We start from the raw sequence: 20,361 nt of genomic DNA, 5'->3' as shown, positions 1-20,361 counted from the left end.
TAATGCAGGGTGCGAGTCAGGAACGGGGAAGGAAGCTTAACGCTTGCCGACCATCTGCTCCGGGCGAACCCACGCGTCGAACTGCTCGGCCGTGACGTGGCCCAGCGCGAGGGCAGCTGCCTTGAGCGTCGTGCCTTCCTTGTGTGCCTTCTTCGCGATCTGCGCGGCCTTGTCATAACCGATGTGCGGGTTGAGCGCGGTCACGAGCATGAGCGACTCTTCGAGCAGCGTGCCGATGCGTTCGCGATTCGGCTCGATCCCGATCGCGCAGTTGTCGTTGAAGCTGACCGCGCCATCGGCGAGCACGCGCACGCTTTGCAGGAAGTTGTGGATAAGCATCGGCTTGAACACGTTCAGCTCGAAGTTACCCATCGAACCGCCGATGTTGATGGCGACGTCGTTGCCCAGCACCTGGCAGCACAGCATCGTCATGGCTTCGCATTGGGTCGGGTTGACCTTGCCCGGCATGATCGAACTGCCCGGTTCATTTTCCGGAATCTGCAACTCGCCGATGCCGCAACGCGGGCCACTGGCGAGCCAGCGCACGTCGTTGGCGATCTTCATGAAGCTGGCGGCCAGCGTCTTGAGCGTGCCGTGAGCGTTGACGATGGCGTCGTTGGCGGCGAGCGCTTCGAACTTGTTCGGTGCGGTGACGAACGGCAGGCCGGTGTCGCGGGCGAGCGTGTCGGCCACTTTCTTCGCGAATTCGGGGTGTGCATTCAGGCCCGTGCCGACGGCCGTGCCGCCGAGCGCGAGTTCGGCGACGTGGGGCAGGGCGTTGTCGACGTGCTTCAGACCGTGGTCGATCTGTGCCACCCAGCCGGAGATTTCCTGACCGAGCGTGAGCGGCGTGGCGTCCTGCAAGTGCGTGCGGCCGATCTTGACGATGTCGTCGTAGGCGCGCGCCTTCGCATGCAGAGTGTCGCGCAGTTGGCCGACGCTGGGCTTGAGGTGGTTCACGAGGGCGTCGAGGGCGGCCACGCTCATGGCGGTCGGGAAGACGTCGTTCGACGACTGGCCTTTGTTCACGTCGTCGTTCGGATGCACGAGGCGCTCTTCGCCACGCACGCCACCGAGCAGTTCGCTGGCGCGGTTCGCGAGCACTTCGTTCATGTTCATGTTCGACTGCGTGCCCGACCCGGTCTGCCACACGGCGAGCGGGAATTCGTCGTCGTGCTTGCCGTCGACGACTTCGTCGGCGGCCTTGATGATCGCGTCGGCCTTCTTTGCGTCCAGCACGCCCAGATCTTTGTTGACCTCGGCCGCCGCGCGCTTCACACGAGCGAGCGCGCGCACGAGTTCACGCGGCATTTTCTCGGTGGAAATCTTGAAGTTTTGCAACGAGCGTTGGGTTTGCGCACCCCACAGACGGTCGGCAGGCACGGCAATTTCGCCGAAGGTATCGCGTTCCATTCGCACATCAGACATGATCGACTCCTCGAAGAGAGAATTAAATTCTAGAGCTTTAGAAAGGATCCGGCATGGCAGGCCATCGGGGGACGCGCCATGTCGTGGGAATGAATTGCGGGGAGGTCGGCCTTTTCGAATGTCTTGAGCGTGAAGGCCTGGGCAGGCATGGATTATGCGCCGGAATTGCGATGCGAGGGTGTCGCGAGACGCGGTGAAATGCGCCTGTTTTTCCCCCAAAGTCGGCTCAGGCCCACACAGCCGAGACCAGTTGCAGCGCAGCGGCAATGGCGGGCTCCTCGCGACGCGAGGCAAGGGTGACGAACGTGAGTTCCGTGGGCACCGACACGCTGTCGGCGATCAGCAGACCGTGCGCACGCGCCTCACGCAGCGCAATCGAGTCGCGCACCAGCGACAGACCGATGCCCGACTTCACGAGATCGAGCATCGATGGCTCCTGATCCACTTCCGCCACTTTGACGGGCGACGCCCCGGCTTCACCGAAGACCGCCGACAGCAGACGGTGGTGCGCCGATTCCGGCGGTGTCCAGATCCACGGCAGGGCGGCGAGTTCGCGCCAGCCGCGCCGGGACACACGCTCGCGCCAGCCAGCGGGTGCCAGCACCTGATAAGAGAAGGGCGTGAGGGTGATCGCGTGAAAGCGCGTCGGGTCGGGACTACCGATATAGAAGCCGACGTCCAGCTCGCTGCGCGCGAGCCGTTGCAACACGTCGCCCGACATGCTGTGACGCAGGGCCGTCTCGATCTGCGGATACGACTCCACGAGACGTTTGAGAAACGCCCCCAGACGCGTGAATTCGGGATCGAGGATGGTGCCGATGCGCAGGCGTCCGCGCACGGTGTCGCGCAGCGCACCGGCGGCCTGCTGAAGGTCGGTCAGCGCCGCGAGCATGCGCTCGGCGAGCGGCAGCAGCGCCTGACCGTCCCGCGTGAGCGCCAGCCCCTGCGCCGTGCGCGTGAAGAGGGTGAGCCGCAACGTCTCCTGCAGGGCCTTCACCTGAAGGCTCACGGCCGGCTGCGTCAGATGCAGGCGTTGGGCGGCACGCGTGAGATTGCCCTCACGGGCGATGGCGACGAAGGCGCGAAGATGAGCGAGTTCCATAGCGGGCGGACGAAAGCAGGCGGATTGCCGGAGCAATATAAGTGAATCTTATATTGCTTTTGATTTTTTCTCATTGGATTGCCGCCCGTCGCGGCAGTACGCTTGGGGCTACTCGCGGCGCTGAGCGGGGAGACGCCAGCGCCGATGCCTTGAAATCTACAGGAAACGAACATGAGCAACGCTGATATTCCGACCGTCCAGCACTTCATCGGTGGCCAACGTGTGGCCGGTGAGGGCGAGCGCTTCGCCGACGTCTTCAATCCGGCCGAGGGGGCGGTGAGCGCCCGTGTGGCGCTGGCCAGCGTGAAGGACGTGAATGCGGCGGTGGCGGCGGCGAAGGCGGCACTGCCGTCGTGGTCGGAAACGGCCCCGCTCAAGCGCGCCCGTGTGCTGTTCAAGTTCAAGGCGCTGCTCGACGAGCATCAGGACGAGCTCGCCCGCATCATCACCCGCGAACACGGCAAGGTGTTTTCCGACGCACGCGGCGAAGTCACGCGCGGCATCGAGATCGTCGAGTACGCCTGCGGCGCGCCGAATCTGCTGATGGGCAAGCACAGTGACAACATCGGTGGTGGCATCGACAACTGGCATCTGCGTCAGCCGGTCGGCGTCTGCGCGGGGATCACGCCGTTCAACTTCCCGGTGATGGTGCCGATGTGGATGTTCCCGATCGCACTCGCCTGCGGCAATACTTTCGTGCTCAAGCCATCCGAGCGCGATCCGTCGGCCAGTCTGCTGATCGCCGACCTGCTGCGCGAAGCCGGGCTGCCGGATGGCGTGTTCAACGTGGTGCAGGGCGACAAGGTCGCCGTGGATGCGCTGCTCGATCACCCGGACGTCGAAGCGCTGTCGTTCGTCGGCTCGACGCCGATTGCCGAGTACATCTATACGGAAGGCACGCGACGCGGCAAGCGCGTGCAGGCGCTGGGCGGTGCGAAGAATCATCTGGTGGTGATGCCCGACGCGGATCTCGATCAGGCCGTCGACGCGCTGATCGGCGCGGCCTACGGCTCGGCGGGCGAGCGCTGCATGGCGATCTCGGTGGCGGTCGCGGTGGGGCAGGTGGCGGATCGTCTGGTCGACGCGCTGGTCCCGCGCGTGAAGGCGCTGCGTGTCGGGCCGGGCGTGGACGACACGTCGGAGATGGGGCCGGTCGTGACCGCCGCCCACAAGGCGAAGATCGAGGGCTATATTGCGCAAGGGGTGAGTGCCGGGGCGACGCTGCTCGTCGACGGTCGCGGCCTGCAAGTCCCGGGGCATGAGCAGGGGTTCTTCCTCGGCGGCACGTTGTTCGATCACGTGACGACCGAGATGACGATCTATCGCGACGAAATCTTCGGGCCGGTGCTGGCCGTCGTGCGCGTGCCCGATCTGGCGTCGGCCATCGAGCTGATCAACGCCCACGAGTTCGGCAACGGCGTATCGTGTTTCACGAGCGACGGCGGCGTGGCGCGCGCGTTCTCGCGTCAGGTGAAGATCGGCATGGTCGGCATCAACGTGCCGATTCCGGTGCCGATGGCCTGGCAGTCGTTCGGCGGATGGAAGCGTTCGCTGTTCGGCGATCATCACGCTTATGGCGAAGAGGGCATTCGCTTCTACACGCGCTTCAAGAGCGTGATGCAGCGCTGGCCGGACAGCATCGGCAAGGGGGCGGAATTCACGATGCCAGTGGCGAAGTAAATCGCGACGCGGCAAGCAACTCAATGACAAAAATGAACCCGGTGAGGGTGGCGACAGTCCACCCCACTCGGGTGCCGCACCAGCGTCGGCATCGCACTATGGCGAGTGCCGCGCCAACGACGGAGACATGCGGGAATGAGCAAGCAGACGGACAAGCAGAGCGACAAGCAGGAGCGCTTCGATTACATCATCGTCGGGGCCGGGTCGGCGGGCTGTGTGCTGGCGAACCGTCTCACGCAAGACCCGGACGTCTCCGTGCTGCTGCTCGAAGCTGGCGGCAAGGACGACTATCACTGGATTCACATCCCCGTCGGTTATCTCTATTGCATCGGCAACCCGCGAACGGACTGGCTGTACCGCACGCAAGAGGAAGCCGGGCTTAACGGTCGTTCGCTCGCGTATCCGCGCGGGCGGGTGCTGGGCGGCAGTTCGTCGATCAACGGCATGATCTACATGCGCGGTCAGCGCGAGGATTACGACGTGTGGGCTGACGCGACCGGCGACGACGGCTGGCGCTGGGATAACGTACTGCCGCTGTTCAAGCGCAGCGAAGATCACTACAACGGAAGCTCCGAGTTTCACGGCAGCGGCGGCGAATGGCGCGTCGAGAAGCAGCGGTTGTCGTGGCGCGTGCTCGACTCGTTCGCCGACGCTGCGGAGCAGATCGGCATCCCCAAGACCGACGACTTCAATCGCGGCGACAACTTCGGCATCGGTTACTTCGAAGTGAATCAGCGGCGCGGTGTGCGCTGGAGTGCGGCGAAGGGATTTTTACGACCGGCGTCGCAACGCCCGAATCTGACGGTGATCACCGGTGCGAGTGTGAGTCGCCTGACCTTCGACGGCACGCGTTGCACGGGGGTCGCGTATCGCGGCGGCAACGAGGACTTCGTGGCGCTGGCGAACGTCGAGACGATTCTCGCAGCGGGCGCAGTGAATTCGCCGCATCTGCTCGAAGTGTCCGGCATTGGCGACGGCGAACGGTTGCGCAATCTCGGCATCGATGTCGTGTCCCATGTGCCCGCCGTCGGCGAAAATTTGCAGGACCATCTGCAATTGCGCACGGTGTACAAACTGCGCGGTGCGAAGACGCTCAATCTCACCGCGAACAGTCTGCTCGGCAAACTCTCGATCGGCATGCAATACGCGTTCACGCAGCGTGGGCCGATGAGCATGGCGCCGTCGCAACTGGGGGCGTTTGCGCGCAGTCGCGAAGACGTGACGCGTCCCGATCTGGAGTATCACGTACAGCCGCTGTCGCTGGAGAAGTTCGGCGAGCCGCTGCACAAGTTCAACGCGTTCACGGCGTCTGTGTGCAATCTGCGACCGACGTCGCGCGGTCATGTGCATCTCACGTCGCCCGATGCTCGCGTCGCACCGAATATCGCGCCACACTATCTCTCGACGGAAGCCGACCTGCGCGTGGCGGCCGACGCCATCAAGCTCACGCGCCGCATCGTGGGCGCACCGGCGTTCGCCCGTTACGAGCCGCGCGAGTATCTGCCGGGACCGTCGTATCAGAGCGACGACGACCTGAAGCGCGCCGCAGGCGACATCGGCACGACGATCTTTCATCCGGTCGGCACGTGTCGTATGGGGCGCGAGGATGACCCCGATGCAGTCGTCGATCCGCAGTTGCGCGTGCGCGGCGTACAGGGGTTGCGTGTGGTCGATGCGTCCGTCATGCCGACCATCACGTCGGGCAACACCAACTCGCCGACGATCATGATCGCGGAGCGCGCCAGCGACATGATTCGCGCTGCGCGTAAGGTTGGCGTCAGGTAACGACCTCTTTCCCGGTTTTCTAAAACTTACGTAGTAATACCTAATGTCGCGCAATATCGATGAGTGCCCGGCGCGGTATCTCATCGATATTCGCTATCGCCTGCACATTTGCATGTGCCGCAAAAGCCTTGTCGCATAAGGGCGGTGCATCGTCGCGCGCTATGTGACCGAACGTTCTGCAACGCGTGTGAGCATGCGCGTTTCGAGGGGTGCGAAGCTAAGTGCAAATCCCAATGATCGCGTTGCAGCAAACCACACACAATAACGATTCCCTATGAGTGATCGAACCAAGAATTCGGCGCTTCCTTTGGGACGCGGGGCACTTTGCCGGCGACGCCAACCATAGCGTCACCCGCCTGCCTTGCGGTTGTCACAGACGATGGTGTCTGAAGCGCACACGACGCTTCGCACCGCCAACCAGGAATGTGGCAGGAGACATGGCGAACAACGATTACATTCTCGAAACCCGCGGGCTCACCAAAGAGTTCCGTGGCTTCACCGCCGTGAACGGGGTCGACCTGCGCGTTGCGCGCGGCACCATTCATGCGCTGATCGGGCCGAACGGTGCGGGCAAGACCACCTGCTTTAACCTGCTCACGAAATTCCTCGTGCCCAGTGCAGGCTCCATCACCTTCAACGGCGAAGACATCACCCGTGAAGCGCCTGCGCAAATCGCGCGACGCGGCATCATCCGCTCGTTCCAGATCTCCGCTGTGTTCCCGCACCTCACCGTGCTCGAGAACGTGCGCATCGGTCTGCAACGCAATCTCGGCACGGCGTTTCACTTCTGGAGCAGCAGTCGCACGCTGCGCCAGCTCGACGAGCGCGCCATGGAGTTGCTTGCGGAAGTCGGCCTCACCGAATTCGCCCATACGCTCACCGTGGAGTTGCCGTACGGCCGCAAACGCGCGCTCGAAATCGCCACCACACTTGCTATGGAACCCGAACTAATGTTACTCGACGAACCCACGCAAGGTATGGGTCACGAGGACGTCGATCGTGTCACGGCACTCATCAAGAAGGTGTCGGCGGGACGCACGATTCTGATGGTCGAGCACAACATGAACGTGATTGCGGGCATCTCCGACACCATCACCGTGCTTCAGCGCGGCGAGGTGCTTGCCGAAGGGCCGTATCACGAAGTCTCGAAGAATCCGCAGGTGATGGAAGCCTACATGGGCACGGCGGACGGCGAAATGCAGGGAGCCCACGGGTGAGGACGGCTATGTACGGTAACGGCGGCAACAACCAGGGTGGCAAGAACGGCGGCAACGTGCCCGCACTGGAAGTCGAAGGGCTTCAGGCGTGGTACGGCGAGTCGCACATCCTGCACGGCGTGGACCTCACGGTCGGGCGTGGCGAAGTCGTCACGCTGCTTGGCCGCAACGGTGCCGGGCGCACGACGACGCTGCGCGCGATCATGGGCCTGACCGGTCAGCGTCAGGGGTCGATTCGCATTGCGGGTGAAGAGACGATTCATCTGCCGACGTATAAGGTTGCGCATCACGGCGTGGGGTATTGCCCCGAAGAGCGCGGCATTTTCGCGAGCTTGTCGTGCGAGGAAAACCTGCTGCTGCCGCCCTATATCGGCATGAGCGGCAATCGTCGCGAAGACGGCGGGCGTGGTATGTCGCTCGACGAGATCTACGACATGTTCCCGAACCTGAAAGAGCGCCGTCACAGTCAGGGCACGCGCCTGTCGGGTGGCGAGCAACAGATGCTCGCGGTGGCGCGCATTCTGCGCACGGGCGCGAATCTGTTGTTGCTCGACGAGATTTCCGAAGGCCTCGCGCCGGTGATCGTGCAGACGCTTGCGCGCATGATCACCACGCTCAAAGCGCGTGGCTACACCATCGTGATGGTGGAACAGAATTTCCGTTTTGCGGCTCCTCTGGCCGATCGCTTCTATGTCATGGAGCACGGCAAGATCGTGGAGCGCTTCGGCGCTCCGGAGCTGGAGACGAAGATGCCGGTGCTGCACGAGTTGTTGGGCGTATGAGGTGAGCTACCCGGCGTGCACGCGTGCCGGGCGATGGACCCAGGCGATCAAATCCACGAAGGAGACGAAGATGACGATGCGGATGAAGGCGTTGGCCGTTGCGGCTGCGTTTGGTTTTGCGGCAATGGCCTCGCAGGCCCACGCCGATGGCAACACGGTGAAGATCGGTTTCATTACCGATATGTCGGGTCTTTACACCGACATCGACGGACAGGGCGGCGCAGAAGCCATCAAGATGGCCATCGCCGACTTCGGCGGCAAGGTCCTCGGCAAGCCGGTCGAACTGGTCACGGCCGATCACCAGAACAAGGCGGACGTCGCAGCGTCGAAGGCGCGCGAATGGTTCGACCGTGGCGGTGTCGACATGCTCATCGGCGGTACCAATTCCGGCACCGGCCTGGCGATGAACAAGGTTTCCGCCGAGAAGAAGAAGGTCTACATCAACGTGGGCGCAGGCTCCGATGCACTGACCAACGACCAGTGCCAGCCGTACGGCGTGCACTACGCGTACGACACCGTTGCGCTCGCACGCGGCACGGGCTCGGCTGTGGTGAAAGCAGGCGGCAAGTCGTGGTTCTTCCTGACCGCCGACTATGCGTTCGGCCATGCGCTGGAGAAATCCACGTCCGACGTGGTCAAGGCCAACGGCGGCACGGTGGTGGGGCAGGTGCGTCACCCGCTGTCCGCTTCGGACTTCTCGTCGTACCTGCTGCAAGCGCAGTCGTCCAAGGCGCAGGTGCTGGGTCTGGCGAACGCTGGCGGCGACACGATCAACGCGATCAAGGCGGCGAAGGAATTCGGTATCAAGGGCAAGATGCAGATCGCCGGTCTGCTCGTGTTCATCAACGATATTCACTCGCTCGGTCTGGATAACACCGAGGGCATGTACCTGACCGATAGCTGGTACTGGGACAAGGACGACAAGTCGCGTGAATTCGCCAAGCGCTACTTCGGCAAGATGAAGAAGATGCCGTCGAGCCTGCAAGCCGGCGACTACTCGGCCACGATGACGTACCTCAAGGCTGTGCAGGCCGCCGGTACGACGGATGCCGACAAGGTCATGGAGCAGTTGCACAAGATCAAGATCGACGACATGTTCAGCAAGGGCTACATCCGTAAGGACGGCACGATGGTCCACGACATGTATCTGATGCAAGTGAAGTCGAAGAAGGAATCGAAGGAGCCGTGGGACTACTACAAGGTCGTCGCCACGATCCCGGGCGAGAAGGCCTTCACCACCGAAGCCGAATCGACCTGCAAGCTTAAGTAAGCGCAGCACTTCGTTAGCGGTTTTTGCGTGAGTCGGCGGCGCCGCAGCAGGGCGCCGCAAACAAGCGATGCACGGATAGCGACGGGACGCGTGTCCCGTCGCGACCTTTCTCCAAGGTTTCTCCCAGAGAATCGATTTCGATGGACTTTCTAGGCATCCCCCTGCCGGCGCTGTTGAGCCAACTGCTGCTGGGACTGGTGAACGGCTCGTTCTACGCCATGCTGAGTCTCGGCCTGGCGGTGATTTTCGGTCTGCTCAATGTGATCAACTTCGCGCACGGCGCGTTGTTCATGTTGGGCGCCATGCTCGCCTGGATGGGCGGCAATTATCTCGGCCTCAATTACTGGGTCATGCTGATTCTCGCCCCCGTCGTGGTGGGCATCATCGGCATCGTGATCGAGCGCACCATGCTGCGCTGGATCTACAAGCTCGATCATCTTTACGGGCTGCTGCTGACGTTCGGCATCACGCTCGTGCTCGAAGGCGTGTTCCGCTCGATCTACGGGGTGTCCGGTCAGCCGTTCGACGCGCCCGACGCGCTGTCCGGTGCGACCAACCTCGGCTTCATGTTCATGCCGAACTATCGCGCGTGGGTGGTCGTGGCATCGCTCATCGTCTGCTTCGCGACGTGGTTCATCATCGAGAAGACGAAGATCGGCGCGTATCTGCGCGCCGGTACGGAGAACCCGAAGCTCGTGGAGGCGTTCGGCGTGAACGTGCCGCTCATGATCACGCTGACGTACGGCTTCGGCGTGGCGCTGGCGGCGTTCGCAGGTGTGCTCGCCGCGCCCGTGATTCAGATCTCGCCGCTCATGGGGCAGTCGATGATCATCACCGTGTTCGCGGTGGTCGTGATCGGCGGCATGGGCTCCATCATGGGCTCGATCGTCACCGGGCTGATGCTCGGTGTGATCGAAGGCTTCACCAAGGTGTTCTACCCGGAAGCGTCGGCGACCGTGGTGTTCTTCATCATGGTGATCGTGTTGCTGCTGCGCCCTGCCGGGCTGTTCGGCAAACAAAAGTAAGGGACGAAACCATGCAACAACAGATGCAACAACGCGTGCTGTATTCCCTGCTGCTGTTGGCGCTGATCGTCGCGCCGTTTGTCGGCGCGTATCCGGTCTTCGTCATGAAGGTGCTGTGCTTCGCACTGTTCGCCGCTGCCTTCAACCTGCTGCTCGGCTTCACGGGCCTGCTGTCGTTCGGTCACGCGGCGTTTTTCGGTAGCGCCGGTTATGTGACGGGCTATGCGATCCGTAATCTCGGCTTTACGCCGGAGGTCGGCATTCTCGCGGGCGTGATTGCGGGGGCGGTGCTGGGACTGGTGATCGGCTTGCTCGCGATCCGGCGTCAGGGCATCTACTTCGCCATGATCACGCTGGCGCTCGCGCAGATGCTCTACTTCTTCTGCCTTCAGGCGCCGTTCACCGGTGGGGAAGACGGTCTGCAAGGCGTGCCGCGCGGTTCGCTCTTCGGTCTGCTGCCCCTCGACTCGGATCTCACGCTGTACTACGTGGTGCTAGCGATCTGCGCGCTGGGTTTCCTGCTGATCATGCGTATCGTGCACTCGCCGTTCGGTCAGGTGCTCAAGGCGATCAAAGAGAACGAGCCGCGTGCGATCTCGCTGGGGTACGACGTCGACCGCTTCAAGCTGCTGGCGTTTGTGCTGTCGGCCACACTCGCTGCGCTCGCCGGTTCGACCAAGACGGTGGTGCTGGGCTTCGAGACCCTCACCGACGTTCACTGGACGATGTCGGGCATGGTCATTCTGATGACGCTCGTGGGCGGTCTCGGCACGATGCTCGGGCCGGTAGTGGGTGCGGTGGTGATCATCGTGCTCGAGAACAAGCTGGGCGATATCGGCAACTGGCTCGCGACGGCAACCGGCGTGACGTGGTTCCAGACGCTCGGCGAATCCGTGACCATCGTGATCGGTGCGATCTTCATCATCTGCGTGCTGGCGTTCCGACGTGGTCTCGTGGGTGAGTTCATTGCGCGCAGCCGGTTCTTCCGGTCGATGTCGCAGGCGTCGTAAGGGTGTGAATTGGGCGATTCGTGGAAGCCGGAATGTCGACGTATGCACCTGTGTGGCGCGTCCGCTCGTCACTCTGGCGCACGAATGTCAGAAAAAACCTAATTCGTAGGGGTAAATGCTGACTTGTGGTGCATTGGGTGCTCCTTTATTCTCTCTCTCAGTTCGCGTCACAGCAGGATATAGGGGCGAGGAACGAGGAGACAACAAGCGCGATAACGCGCACCGCCAAAAAAGAAAGCGCTGTCGGAGAAGACTCCGACAGCGCTTTTTATATTGTGCTTCACCTTCCGCATGGCGTCGCATCGCGCTGTGCCAGGCCTTCGTCAGGCATGCCATATTCAGCGGTCATGACGCCTCCTTGTGCGGCTCGTGCGCACTGCATTCCATCATTGGCCAGTTATTCCGCATTACTTCCGCAATTTCGGCCGTCTTTACGCCACATTGCGAGAATTGCATTGGTTTCTACCGCAATAAGTACGCGCAATGCGGAATAAAGACGCTATGCTCGGCGTTTTCGTCTGGCTGCCTTTCAGTTGTTCGGCGACTGAGGTGTTGTGTATGGGGAATGTATGTTGATGGGTTGGTCGCTGACCGATTTGCTGATGCTCGCTGGCGGGGCGTTTCTCGCCGGGTTGGTCGATGCCGTGGTCGGTGGCGGCGGCCTGATCTCCGTGCCGACGCTCTTCGCTGTCTTCCCCAATGCTGCGCCGCCGCTGTTGTTCGGTACCAACAAGATGGCTGGCATCTGGGGCACGGCCTCGGCGGCAGTGCGTTACTCGCGCGGCGTCGAGCTGCGCTGGGCCCTTGTGTTGCCCGCCACTGTCGCAGCGTTCGTCTTCTCATTCTGCGGTGCCTACGCCGTCACCCATGTCCCGGCCGACGTCCTGCGCAAGGTGCTGCCGTTCGTGCTGGTCGCGGTGGCGATCTACACCCTGCGCAAGAAAGATTTCGGGACAGTCCACGCCCCTGTGAAGGGCGGGGCGGGGGTGACGCTCATGGCGATCGCCGTGGGCGGTGTCATCGGCTTTTACGACGGTTTCTTCGGCCCCGGTGCGGGCAGCTTTCTGGTGTTTCTGTTTGTGCGGCTGTTCGGGCAGGACTTCGTGAATGCGTCGGCGTCCTCGAAGATCGTGAACGTCGCGACGAATCTGGCCGCGCTGCTGCTGTTCGGCATGAGCGGGCATGTACTGTGGCTGGTCGGCGCGGGCATGGCGATCATGAACGTGGTGGGCAGTCTGGTGGGCAGCCGTCTCGCGCTCAAGCACGGTGTTGGCTTCGTGCGGCGTATGTTTCTGGGCGTGCTTGCGGTGCTGATCGTGAAAACGGGCTACGACGCGTTTTTGCGCGGCTAGTGGAAAAACCGCTGTGGCAGATGCCACAGGTGGGGAAACCGCACTTTACGAAACGGCATCCGTGCCCGTAAGATGGGCGACAATTTCCCGACTGCGCGGTCGGTTAATGTCAAAAAAATGCGTCAAAAATCGAATTCGAAATTTTTGTGAGGAGACCCAAATGAAACTGAAGTTGCTGTGCATGGCATCGGCCATGATGCTCGTCGCGGGCGTGGCGAACGCTCAAGTGAAGATTGGCGTGTCGCTGTCGGCGACCGGTCCGGCCGCTTCGCTGGGCATTCCCGAGAAGAACACGATTGCTCTGATGCCCAAGACGATTGCTGGCCAGACGGTGCAGTACATCGTGCTCGACGATGCGACCGACACCACGACCGCCGTCAAGAACATGCGCAAGCTGATCAGCGAAGATCACGTCGACGCCGTGCTCGGCTCGACTGTCACGCCGAACTCGCTGGCCATGGTCGACGTCGCAGCCGAAACGCAGACCCCCGTGATTTCGATGGCCGCAGGCGCTGCCATCGTCGAGCCGGTCGACGCGAAGCGCACGTGGGCCTTCAAGACCCCGCAGAACGACATTCTGATGGCCACCGCTATCGCCAAGCACATGGCCGACAACGGTGTGAAGACCGCGGCGTTCATCGGCTTCGCGGATGCGTACGGCGAAGGCTGGTACAAGGAATTCCAGAAGGCTGCCGATCTGAACAAGATCAAGGTCGTGGCGAACGAGCGCTTTAACCGTGCCGACACGTCGGTGACCGGTCAGGCCCTCAAGGTGATGGGCGCGAACCCGGATGCCGTGCTGATCGCCGGTTCGGGCACGCCGGCAGCACTGCCGCAGCGCACGCTCAAGGAGCGCGGCTACAAGGGCAAGCTGTATCAGACGCACGGCGTGGCGAACAACGACTTCCTGCGCGTTTGCGGCAAGGACTGCGAAGGCACGTATCTGCCGGCCGGCCCGCTGCTCGTCGTCGAGCAACTGCCGAACGACAACCCGGTGAAGAAGTCGGCGGCCGCGTACAAGGCTGCTTATGAAAAGGCCTACGGCGCCGGTTCGATCTCGACCTTCGGCGGCCACGCTTGGGACGGCGGCCTGCTGCTGCAAACCACGATTCCGGTGGCACTGAAGAAGGCCAAGCCGGGCACGCCGGAGTTCCGCGCAGCCCTGCGCGAAGCGCTGGAGAACGTGAAGGACATGCCGGGCACGGCAGGCATCTTCAACATGAGCAAGAACGACCACAACGGTCTTGATCAACGCTCGCGTGTGATGGTGCAAATCGTCGACGGCAAGTGGAAATTGGCGAACTGATGCGCGCCGGGGCTGCCTATAGCATGCAGGCATGCCCCGCTGTTTCATCGGAAACATCTGCGGTAAAAGCGCCCGGTTCGACCAGCCGGGCCTGAAGAACGGGCGTTCGCGCCCGTTTTTTTTGAGCGTGGTAGTTTCGCGCATCGCAAAGAGACGGCAGGACATGCATTTGCGAGCGGCACATGAGAGGCCGCATTGTCCCAACCTGATCGCCGCAGCCGGGGGGCTGAACGGCCGATCCTTTCGAGCGTAAATCCATGACGGGTGAATTCGAACACCGCAACCTATCCCTGTTGTTGCTGCAATCGCGTGAAGCGGTGATGGGCCTGTTCCGGCCGTTACTCAATTGCTACGACATCACGGAACAACAATGGCGTGTCATACGCGCCGTCAACGATAGCGAATCCGGGGAAATGGAGATCGGGCAGGTTGCGCGCGAGTGCTGCATTCTCAGTCCGAGCCTGTCGGGCATGCTCGAACGCATGGAGGCGTCGGGTCTGATCATGCGCCGTCGCGTGGCGGCGGATCAGCGTCGCGTGATGGTGTCGCTGACGCCGTCGAGCCGGGCGCTGTGCAAGAAGCTCGGTCCGCTGGTCGAGGAGCGCTATCGCTATCTGGAAGACAAAGTGGGACGCGACACGCTCGCCGAGATCTACCGGCTGATGGACGTCGTGCGCGAAGCCCTGCCGCCGGAGGTGCTGGCCGACGCGCCGTCGTTGCCGACCAAGCCCCGCCGTCGTCGAAAAACGGGTTGAGATGTCGTCATCTCAGTAGTCACCCGGGTTTTACCAATGCATAACGGTTTATACAATTCATAATTCGCTGCGCTGCGACACGGGGATCGTGCGGGGTGCGCCGAAGTTGAAGGGGAACGGGGTGGCAGCGCGCTGCACCGTGCATCACACCGGCTGTCTCGCCAGCCGGTTCAAGAAGTACTCAAACGAAGTGAGAGGAGCATGGATCTTTCGATTGCAGCCATCCTGGCGCAGGACGGCATCACCACGGGTGCGATTTATGCCTTGCTGGCATTGGCGCTCGTGTTGGTGTTCTCCGTCACCCGCGTCATCTTCATTCCGCAGGGCGAGTTCGTGTCGTATGGCGCGCTCACGCTCGCGGCTCTCCAGACCCAGAAGTTTCCGTTGACGAGCTGGCTGCTCGTGGCGATGGGCATTTGCACGTTCATTGTGGAGACGGCAAGCGTCTTGCGTCACAGTGAGCGGCGCAAGCTGGCGGGCCGCCTGGTACCGGTATTCGCGGGTAAATATCTCGTGTTTCCGATTGCCGTGTTTTTCGTGGTCAAGGCGATCTCGCCGATGACCTTGCCGATGCTCGTCCAGATTGCGGTCACGCTGTTGCTGGTCGTGCCGATGGGGCCGATGCTCTATCGCCTGGCTTATCAGCCGCTGGCTGAGGCGAGCACGCTGTTGCTGCTGATTGTTTCGGTCGGCGTGCACTTCGCGCTCACGGGCCTGGGACTGGTGATGTTCGGCGCTGAGGGTTCGCGTACGCAGCCGTTCTCGGACGCGAGCTTCAACATTGGCTCGGTGATGGTGTCTGGGCAGAGTCTGTGGGTCGTGGGTGTGTCGGTCGTGATGATTCTGGCGCTGTACTTCTACTTCGACCGTTCGCTGTCGGGCAAGGCGTTGCGCGCGACGGCCGTGAACCGTCTGGGTGCGCGTCTGGTGGGCATCGGCACGGTGCAGGCTGGCCGACTGGCGTTCACGCTGGCGGCGGTGCTCGGTGTGCTGTGCGGCATTCTGATCGCACCGATCACGACCATCTATTACGAGTCGGGCTTCCTGATCGGCCTGAAGGGCTTTGTGGGCGCGATTATCGGCGGTCTGGTGAGTTACCCGGTCGCGGCGCTCGGCGCCATTCTCGTGGGCCTGCTGGAATCGTACTCGTCGTTCTGGGCGAGTGCGTACAAGGAGGTCATCGTCTTCACGCTGATTCTTCCGGTGCTGCTGTGGCTGTCGCTCACGAGCAAGCACGTTGAAGAAGACGAGGAATAAGCCGGGGCGGACCACAGAATGAAAAACAAATACTTCCTGATTTTCCTGGTGCTGCTGGCGGTGTTGCCGGTACTGCCAGCGCCGGTGCGTTTGCCTGAATACTGGGTGACGCTGCTTAACTACATCGGCTTGTACAGCATTGTCGCCATCGGTCTCGTGTTGCTTACGGGCGTGGCGGGCATGACCTCGTTCGGACAGGCGGCGTTCGTCGGTCTGGGCGCTTATGCGACGGCGTATCTGACCACGGCTTACGGCGCATCGCCGTGGCTCGGTCTGATCGTTGGCGTGGCGATTACGGCGGGTGCGGCGCTGATCATCGGTGCGATCACGATGCGCCTGTCGGGCCACTTCCTGCCGCTGGGCACGATCGCGTGGGGTCTGGCGCTGTATTACCTGTTCGGCAACCTGGAGTTCCTGGGCAAGTACGACGGCCTGAACGACATTCCGACGATCAACCTGTTTGGCCTGGAGCTGGCGAGCGGGCGTCAGATGTACTACCTGATCTGGATCGTGGTGGTGCTGGCGGTGGTGTCGATCAAGAACCTGCTGGATTCGCGCCCGGGCCGTGCGATTCGCGCGCTCAAGGGTGGCGGCGTGATGGCCGAGGCGATGGGCGTGAACACGGCATGGATGAAGGTTGTCGTGTTCGTCTATGCGGCGGTGCTCGCTGCGATCTCGGGCTGGCTGTACGCGCACTTGCAGCGTGCCGTGAACCCGACGCCGTTCAACCTGAACCACGGCATCGAGTATCTGTTCATGGCGGTGGTCGGTGGCGTATCCCACGTGTGGGGTGCGGTGCTGGGGGCTGCGATTCTGACGGTACTCAAGGACTACTTGCAGAACATTCTGCCGGTGCTGCTGGGCGCGAACGGCAACTTCGAAACCATCGTTTTCGGCATCTTGCTCGTGTTGTTGCTGCAATATGCGCGCGATGGCGTGTGGCCGTTCTTCGGGAAGATCTTCCCGGCGCGACGTGTCGCGAAAGCGCCTGAGCAGGCTGAGCCGTTGGGACATCGTCCCAAGCCAGCGGTGGGCGAGGTGGTGCTCAAGCTTGAGAAGGCACGCAAGGAGTTCGGCGGACTGGTTGCGGTGAACGACGTGTCGTTCGAAGTGAAGGCGGGCGAGATCGTCGGCCTGATCGGTCCGAACGGTGCGGGCAAGTCGACGACGTTCAACCTGGTGACCGGTGTGTTGCAGGCAACGCGCGGTGAGATTTCGTTCCTGGGCGAGCGCATCGACCGGTTGCCCTCGCGTGAGATCGTCAAGCGCGGTATCGGCCGGACCTTCCAGCACGTGCGTCTGATGCCGCATATGAGCGTGCTTGAGAACGTCGCTATCGGCGCGTATCTGCGCGACAAGAACGGTCTGCGTCGTCGTCCGCAGGGTGGTGTGTGGTCGAGTGTGCTGCGTCTGGATCGTCACGAAGAAGCGATGCTGCTGCATGAAGCGAAGCTGCAGATTGAGCGTGTGGGCCTTGGGGCGCACATGTATGACGAGGCGGGCAGTCTGGCGCTGGGTCAGCAACGTATTCTGGAAATCGCGCGTGCACTGGCGTGCGATCCGACGCTGCTGTTGCTCGACGAACCGGCCGCAGGCTTGCGCTACAAGGAAAAGCAGGCGCTGGGCGATCTGCTCAAGAAGCTCAAGGACGAGGGCATGAGCGTGTTGCTGGTCGAGCACGACATGGACTTCGTGATGAATCTGACCGATCACCTGGTGGTGATGGAGTTCGGCACCAAGATCGCCGAGGGGCTGCCGGAAGACGTGCAGAAGAACCCGGCGGTGCTCGAAGCGTACCTGGGAGGAGTGGAGTGATGGCCGACGCAATTCTGGAGGTCAAGGACCTCGCCGTCGCATACGGCAAAGTCGAGGCGGTGCATGGTGCGCATCTGCGCGTCGGGGCGGGGCAGATCGTCACCGTGATCGGTCCGAACGGCGCGGGCAAGTCGTCGATGCTCAACGCGATCATGGGCGCGCTGCCGCACAACGGGTCGAGCAAGGGCAGCGTGGCTTATCTTGGTCAGGAGATGTCGGCGCTGACGATCGAAGCCCGTGTGTCGCGCGGCATGTGTCTGGTGCCGGAGAAGCGTGAGCTGTTCTCGACGATGACCGTTGAGGACAATCTGCTGCTCGGCGCTTACCGTCGCAAGAAGGCGGGGGAGAAGAACTTCCTCGATCAGATGGATGTGGTCTATGAGCTGTTCCCGCGTCTGAAGGAGCGTCGTGTGCAGCAGGCGGGGACGCTGTCGGGCGGGGAGCGTCAGATGCTTGCGGTGGGCCGTGCGTTGATGGCTAAGCCGCAGTTGCTGATGCTGGACGAGCCTAGCCTGGGTCTGGCACCGCTGATCGTGAAGGAAATCTTCCACATCATCAATGACTTGCGTAAGACGGGCGTTGCCACGCTGCTGATCGAGCAGAACGCACGCGCGGCGTTGCAGGTTGCCGACTATGCCTACGTGATCGAGACGGGCGAGCTTGCCCTCGAAGGGCCGGCGCAGGAGCTGGCTACCAATCCCAAGGTGATTGAGACGTATCTGGGGCTGGCTAAGAAGGCTGCCTGACGGTCGTTGACTGTCGGTACGTAGTTCGACACAGGTTGAGAAGGCCCGCCGGTTTGGCGGGCCTTTTTCGTTTCTGGGTGCGGGCGATGGGGTGGTCGCTTTAACCGGACATGCAATCTGAACGGTCGTTCGATAGAGCTATCCGTCCCCAATTATTTGGGGCGACGCCGGGGCTTCGCGGCAAAGTATGGTAAGTCACTTATTCACAGTTGCTTGTGGATATGTGTGAGTAACTCAAATCTATGGCGCACTGCCGCAATAAGGGGTTGCGAGATTTTCTCGAAATTCTTGTGGAATTCGTTGTCGAGGTTATCCACAGAAAAGCAAATTCCTGCGGCGGATTTTTGTGTTCTTGGCTCGGATGTGGATAACGCAGGTGGATGGTCGCTGCGAAGATGGTGGCGGTGTTGGCTTTCGGGTTTGGTTGGCTGTTTTCGTTGCTGCGTTTCTTTGTTTCACGTGGAGCGAGGGGAGGCTTTTCTTAACACCACATCCCGCTATCACGGTGCCGTTCTCCCTCACTTCCGGGCAGTGGGGATCGACGGTACTCGGCTGTGCTCCACTTGAAAGTCGCTTCGCCAGAGCACCGTCGATCCCCACCTCTCAAATCTCCGAAGCTTTCGTCGCGGTTCGTGACTGTTCGGCTAAATGTGGCGAAGTGGGGTGACTCGTGGAGTTGGTTCGCTACACGTGGGATGCATGCCTTTTTGAAAACCATCGGGTGCTACCGCGGCACTGTTCTTCCTAACTTCCGGGCAGTGGGGATTGGAGGCACTCGGCTGTGCTCCACCTGAAAGTCGCTTCGCCAGAGCGCCCCCAATCCCCACCCCTCAATTGCCCGATTTCACCCCAAGTGTTCGTGCGAAATTAGTTTCACGTGAAACAGCGTTGCTTTGGATGGGGGACGCCCGTTGTCTGGTTTGAACGCCACTGGGAGGATGTCATGTGCCAGCTAACCCTCCCGGCTTGGAAGCAGGAAAGGGAAGAGGTGCGCGTTCGGCATAACGTTGGAAGATTCTCGTAGTCGGCTTCGCTGTTCGTGGGGTGGAGCCGGGTGGGGTTGCGCAAGGACCGTCGACCTCCGGGGAAAAACGTGTGCCCCCCGCGATCCGTGCGATGACGTCTCCCGACGTTTCACGTGAAACATTCCCGCAATCTTGTCCGCTGTCGGTCCCCGTGTCCGTCCCCTTGGCGGTCGCGCATTTCCTGATGGGCTGCACCTAGAAGCGTTGGGGTCGAAGTGCTGCTGCACCTCAAACGGAGGGTGGAGTCGCCCAAGGGTTGGAGATTCGGTAATTAAGGGAACCGGGGGGCTTCGATATGCGGGTGACCAATACCTTAACGTTTCACGTGAAACCAACATCGCCAATTTCACGTTCGGGCTGCCCCGGGCAATCGAGTGGTGGGGATCGGGGGCACTCTGGCGAAGCGACTTTCAAGTGGAGCACAGCCGAGTGCCTCCGAACTCCACTGCCCGGATGGTTGAGAGAACGGCACGATGGTGGCATCGGGTGGTTTTAACAGGGCGCGACGTGACATTCGAGAGACGGTGGGCCGGAATGGGAAGTCTATCGGAGCGGTGAATCGTCTTCGCAAGTCCACGAACCGGTTTCGATGTTTCACGTGAAACAGTGTCGCGAGCATCGCTCGGGTGGCTGGCCCCGGGCAATTGAATGGTGGGGATCGGGGGCACTCAGGCGAAGCGACTTTCAAGTGGAGCACAGCCGAGAGCCTCCGATCCCCACTGCCCGGATGGTTGAGAGAACGGCACGATGGTGGCATCGGGTGGTTTTAATAGGCCGTGACGTGGCATTCGAGAGAGGGTGGGCCG

General features: G+C 61.8%; 15 protein-coding genes. 13 read left to right on the top strand and 2 right to left on the bottom strand.

Annotated features, from left to right (window positions below):
• Nucleotides 1-36: 36 nt before the first annotated feature.
• Both fumC and NA29_RS25205 read right to left on the bottom strand, forming a co-directional pair.
• Nucleotides 37-1,431, bottom strand: coding sequence for a class II fumarate hydratase (fumC, locus tag NA29_RS25210; protein WP_095178585.1), 1,395 nt, complete (start codon nucleotides 1,429-1,431; stop codon nucleotides 37-39).
• Nucleotides 1,432-1,654: 223 nt separating this feature from the next.
• Entirely contained in the window at nucleotides 1,655-2,530 is an 876-nt protein-coding gene (locus NA29_RS25205; protein ID WP_039394156.1) for a LysR family transcriptional regulator, read from the bottom strand.
• Between the two features lie 171 nt (nucleotides 2,531-2,701).
• On the opposite strand from NA29_RS25205, the gene NA29_RS25200 reads away from it, so the two are divergent.
• From NA29_RS25200 to NA29_RS25140, 13 genes are all read left to right on the top strand, one after another.
• A complete protein-coding gene (locus NA29_RS25200; protein WP_039394153.1) occupies nucleotides 2,702-4,210 on the top strand; it encodes a CoA-acylating methylmalonate-semialdehyde dehydrogenase in 1,509 nt (502 codons plus the stop codon).
• Between the two features lie 135 nt (nucleotides 4,211-4,345).
• Nucleotides 4,346-5,995 (top strand): GMC family oxidoreductase, encoded by a 1,650-nt coding sequence (locus tag NA29_RS25195; protein ID WP_052252395.1) that lies wholly within the window; start codon nucleotides 4,346-4,348, stop codon nucleotides 5,993-5,995.
• Nucleotides 5,996-6,432: 437 nt separating this feature from the next.
• Nucleotides 6,433-7,212: an ABC transporter ATP-binding protein gene (locus NA29_RS25190; RefSeq protein WP_039394151.1), complete on the top strand. Its 780-nt coding sequence runs from the start codon at nucleotides 6,433-6,435 to the stop codon at nucleotides 7,210-7,212.
• Between the two features lie 8 nt (nucleotides 7,213-7,220).
• Nucleotides 7,221-7,994, top strand: a complete 774-nt coding sequence (locus NA29_RS25185) for an ABC transporter ATP-binding protein (RefSeq protein ID WP_039394148.1) — start codon at nucleotides 7,221-7,223, stop codon at nucleotides 7,992-7,994.
• Nucleotides 7,995-8,070: 76 nt separating this feature from the next.
• Nucleotides 8,071-9,264, top strand: coding sequence for an ABC transporter substrate-binding protein (locus tag NA29_RS25180; RefSeq protein WP_039401786.1), 1,194 nt, complete (start codon nucleotides 8,071-8,073; stop codon nucleotides 9,262-9,264).
• A 140-nt stretch (nucleotides 9,265-9,404) separates the two neighbouring features.
• Complete coding sequence (locus tag NA29_RS25175; protein ID WP_039394146.1) at nucleotides 9,405-10,289, top strand: branched-chain amino acid ABC transporter permease; 885 nt, start codon at nucleotides 9,405-9,407, stop codon at nucleotides 10,287-10,289.
• Between the two features lie 23 nt (nucleotides 10,290-10,312).
• Nucleotides 10,313-11,299 (top strand): branched-chain amino acid ABC transporter permease, encoded by a 987-nt coding sequence (locus NA29_RS25170; protein ID WP_052253144.1) that lies wholly within the window; start codon nucleotides 10,313-10,315, stop codon nucleotides 11,297-11,299.
• Nucleotides 11,300-11,868: 569 nt separating this feature from the next.
• The gene (locus tag NA29_RS25165; RefSeq protein WP_095178500.1) at nucleotides 11,869-12,651 is read left to right on the top strand and encodes a sulfite exporter TauE/SafE family protein; all 783 of its coding nucleotides are present in this window, start codon (nucleotides 11,869-11,871) and stop codon (nucleotides 12,649-12,651) included.
• Between the two features lie 160 nt (nucleotides 12,652-12,811).
• Nucleotides 12,812-13,957, top strand: coding sequence for an ABC transporter substrate-binding protein (locus NA29_RS25160; RefSeq protein WP_039394141.1), 1,146 nt, complete (start codon nucleotides 12,812-12,814; stop codon nucleotides 13,955-13,957).
• A 257-nt stretch (nucleotides 13,958-14,214) separates the two neighbouring features.
• On the top strand, nucleotides 14,215-14,712 hold the full coding sequence (gene hpaR / locus NA29_RS25155) for a homoprotocatechuate degradation operon regulator HpaR (protein ID WP_039394138.1): 498 nt from the start codon (nucleotides 14,215-14,217) through the stop codon (nucleotides 14,710-14,712).
• A 201-nt stretch (nucleotides 14,713-14,913) separates the two neighbouring features.
• Nucleotides 14,914-15,969, top strand: coding sequence for a branched-chain amino acid ABC transporter permease (locus NA29_RS25150; RefSeq protein WP_039394135.1), 1,056 nt, complete (start codon nucleotides 14,914-14,916; stop codon nucleotides 15,967-15,969).
• Nucleotides 15,970-15,987: 18 nt separating this feature from the next.
• Complete coding sequence (locus NA29_RS25145; RefSeq protein ID WP_052252394.1) at nucleotides 15,988-17,784, top strand: branched-chain amino acid ABC transporter ATP-binding protein/permease; 1,797 nt, start codon at nucleotides 15,988-15,990, stop codon at nucleotides 17,782-17,784.
• Nucleotides 17,784-18,530: an ABC transporter ATP-binding protein gene (locus tag NA29_RS25140; RefSeq protein WP_039394132.1), complete on the top strand. Its 747-nt coding sequence runs from the start codon at nucleotides 17,784-17,786 to the stop codon at nucleotides 18,528-18,530. The genes NA29_RS25145 and NA29_RS25140 overlap by 1 nt, the downstream gene beginning before the upstream one ends.
• Nucleotides 18,531-20,361: the final 1,831 nt, after the last annotated feature.

Source organism: Pandoraea sputorum (assembly GCF_000814845.2).
In the GTDB taxonomy this organism is placed as follows: domain Bacteria; phylum Pseudomonadota; class Gammaproteobacteria; order Burkholderiales; family Burkholderiaceae; genus Pandoraea; species Pandoraea sputorum.
The sequence above is the reverse complement of the archived record's forward strand: the minus strand, read 5'-3'. Positions and strand labels throughout refer to the sequence as shown.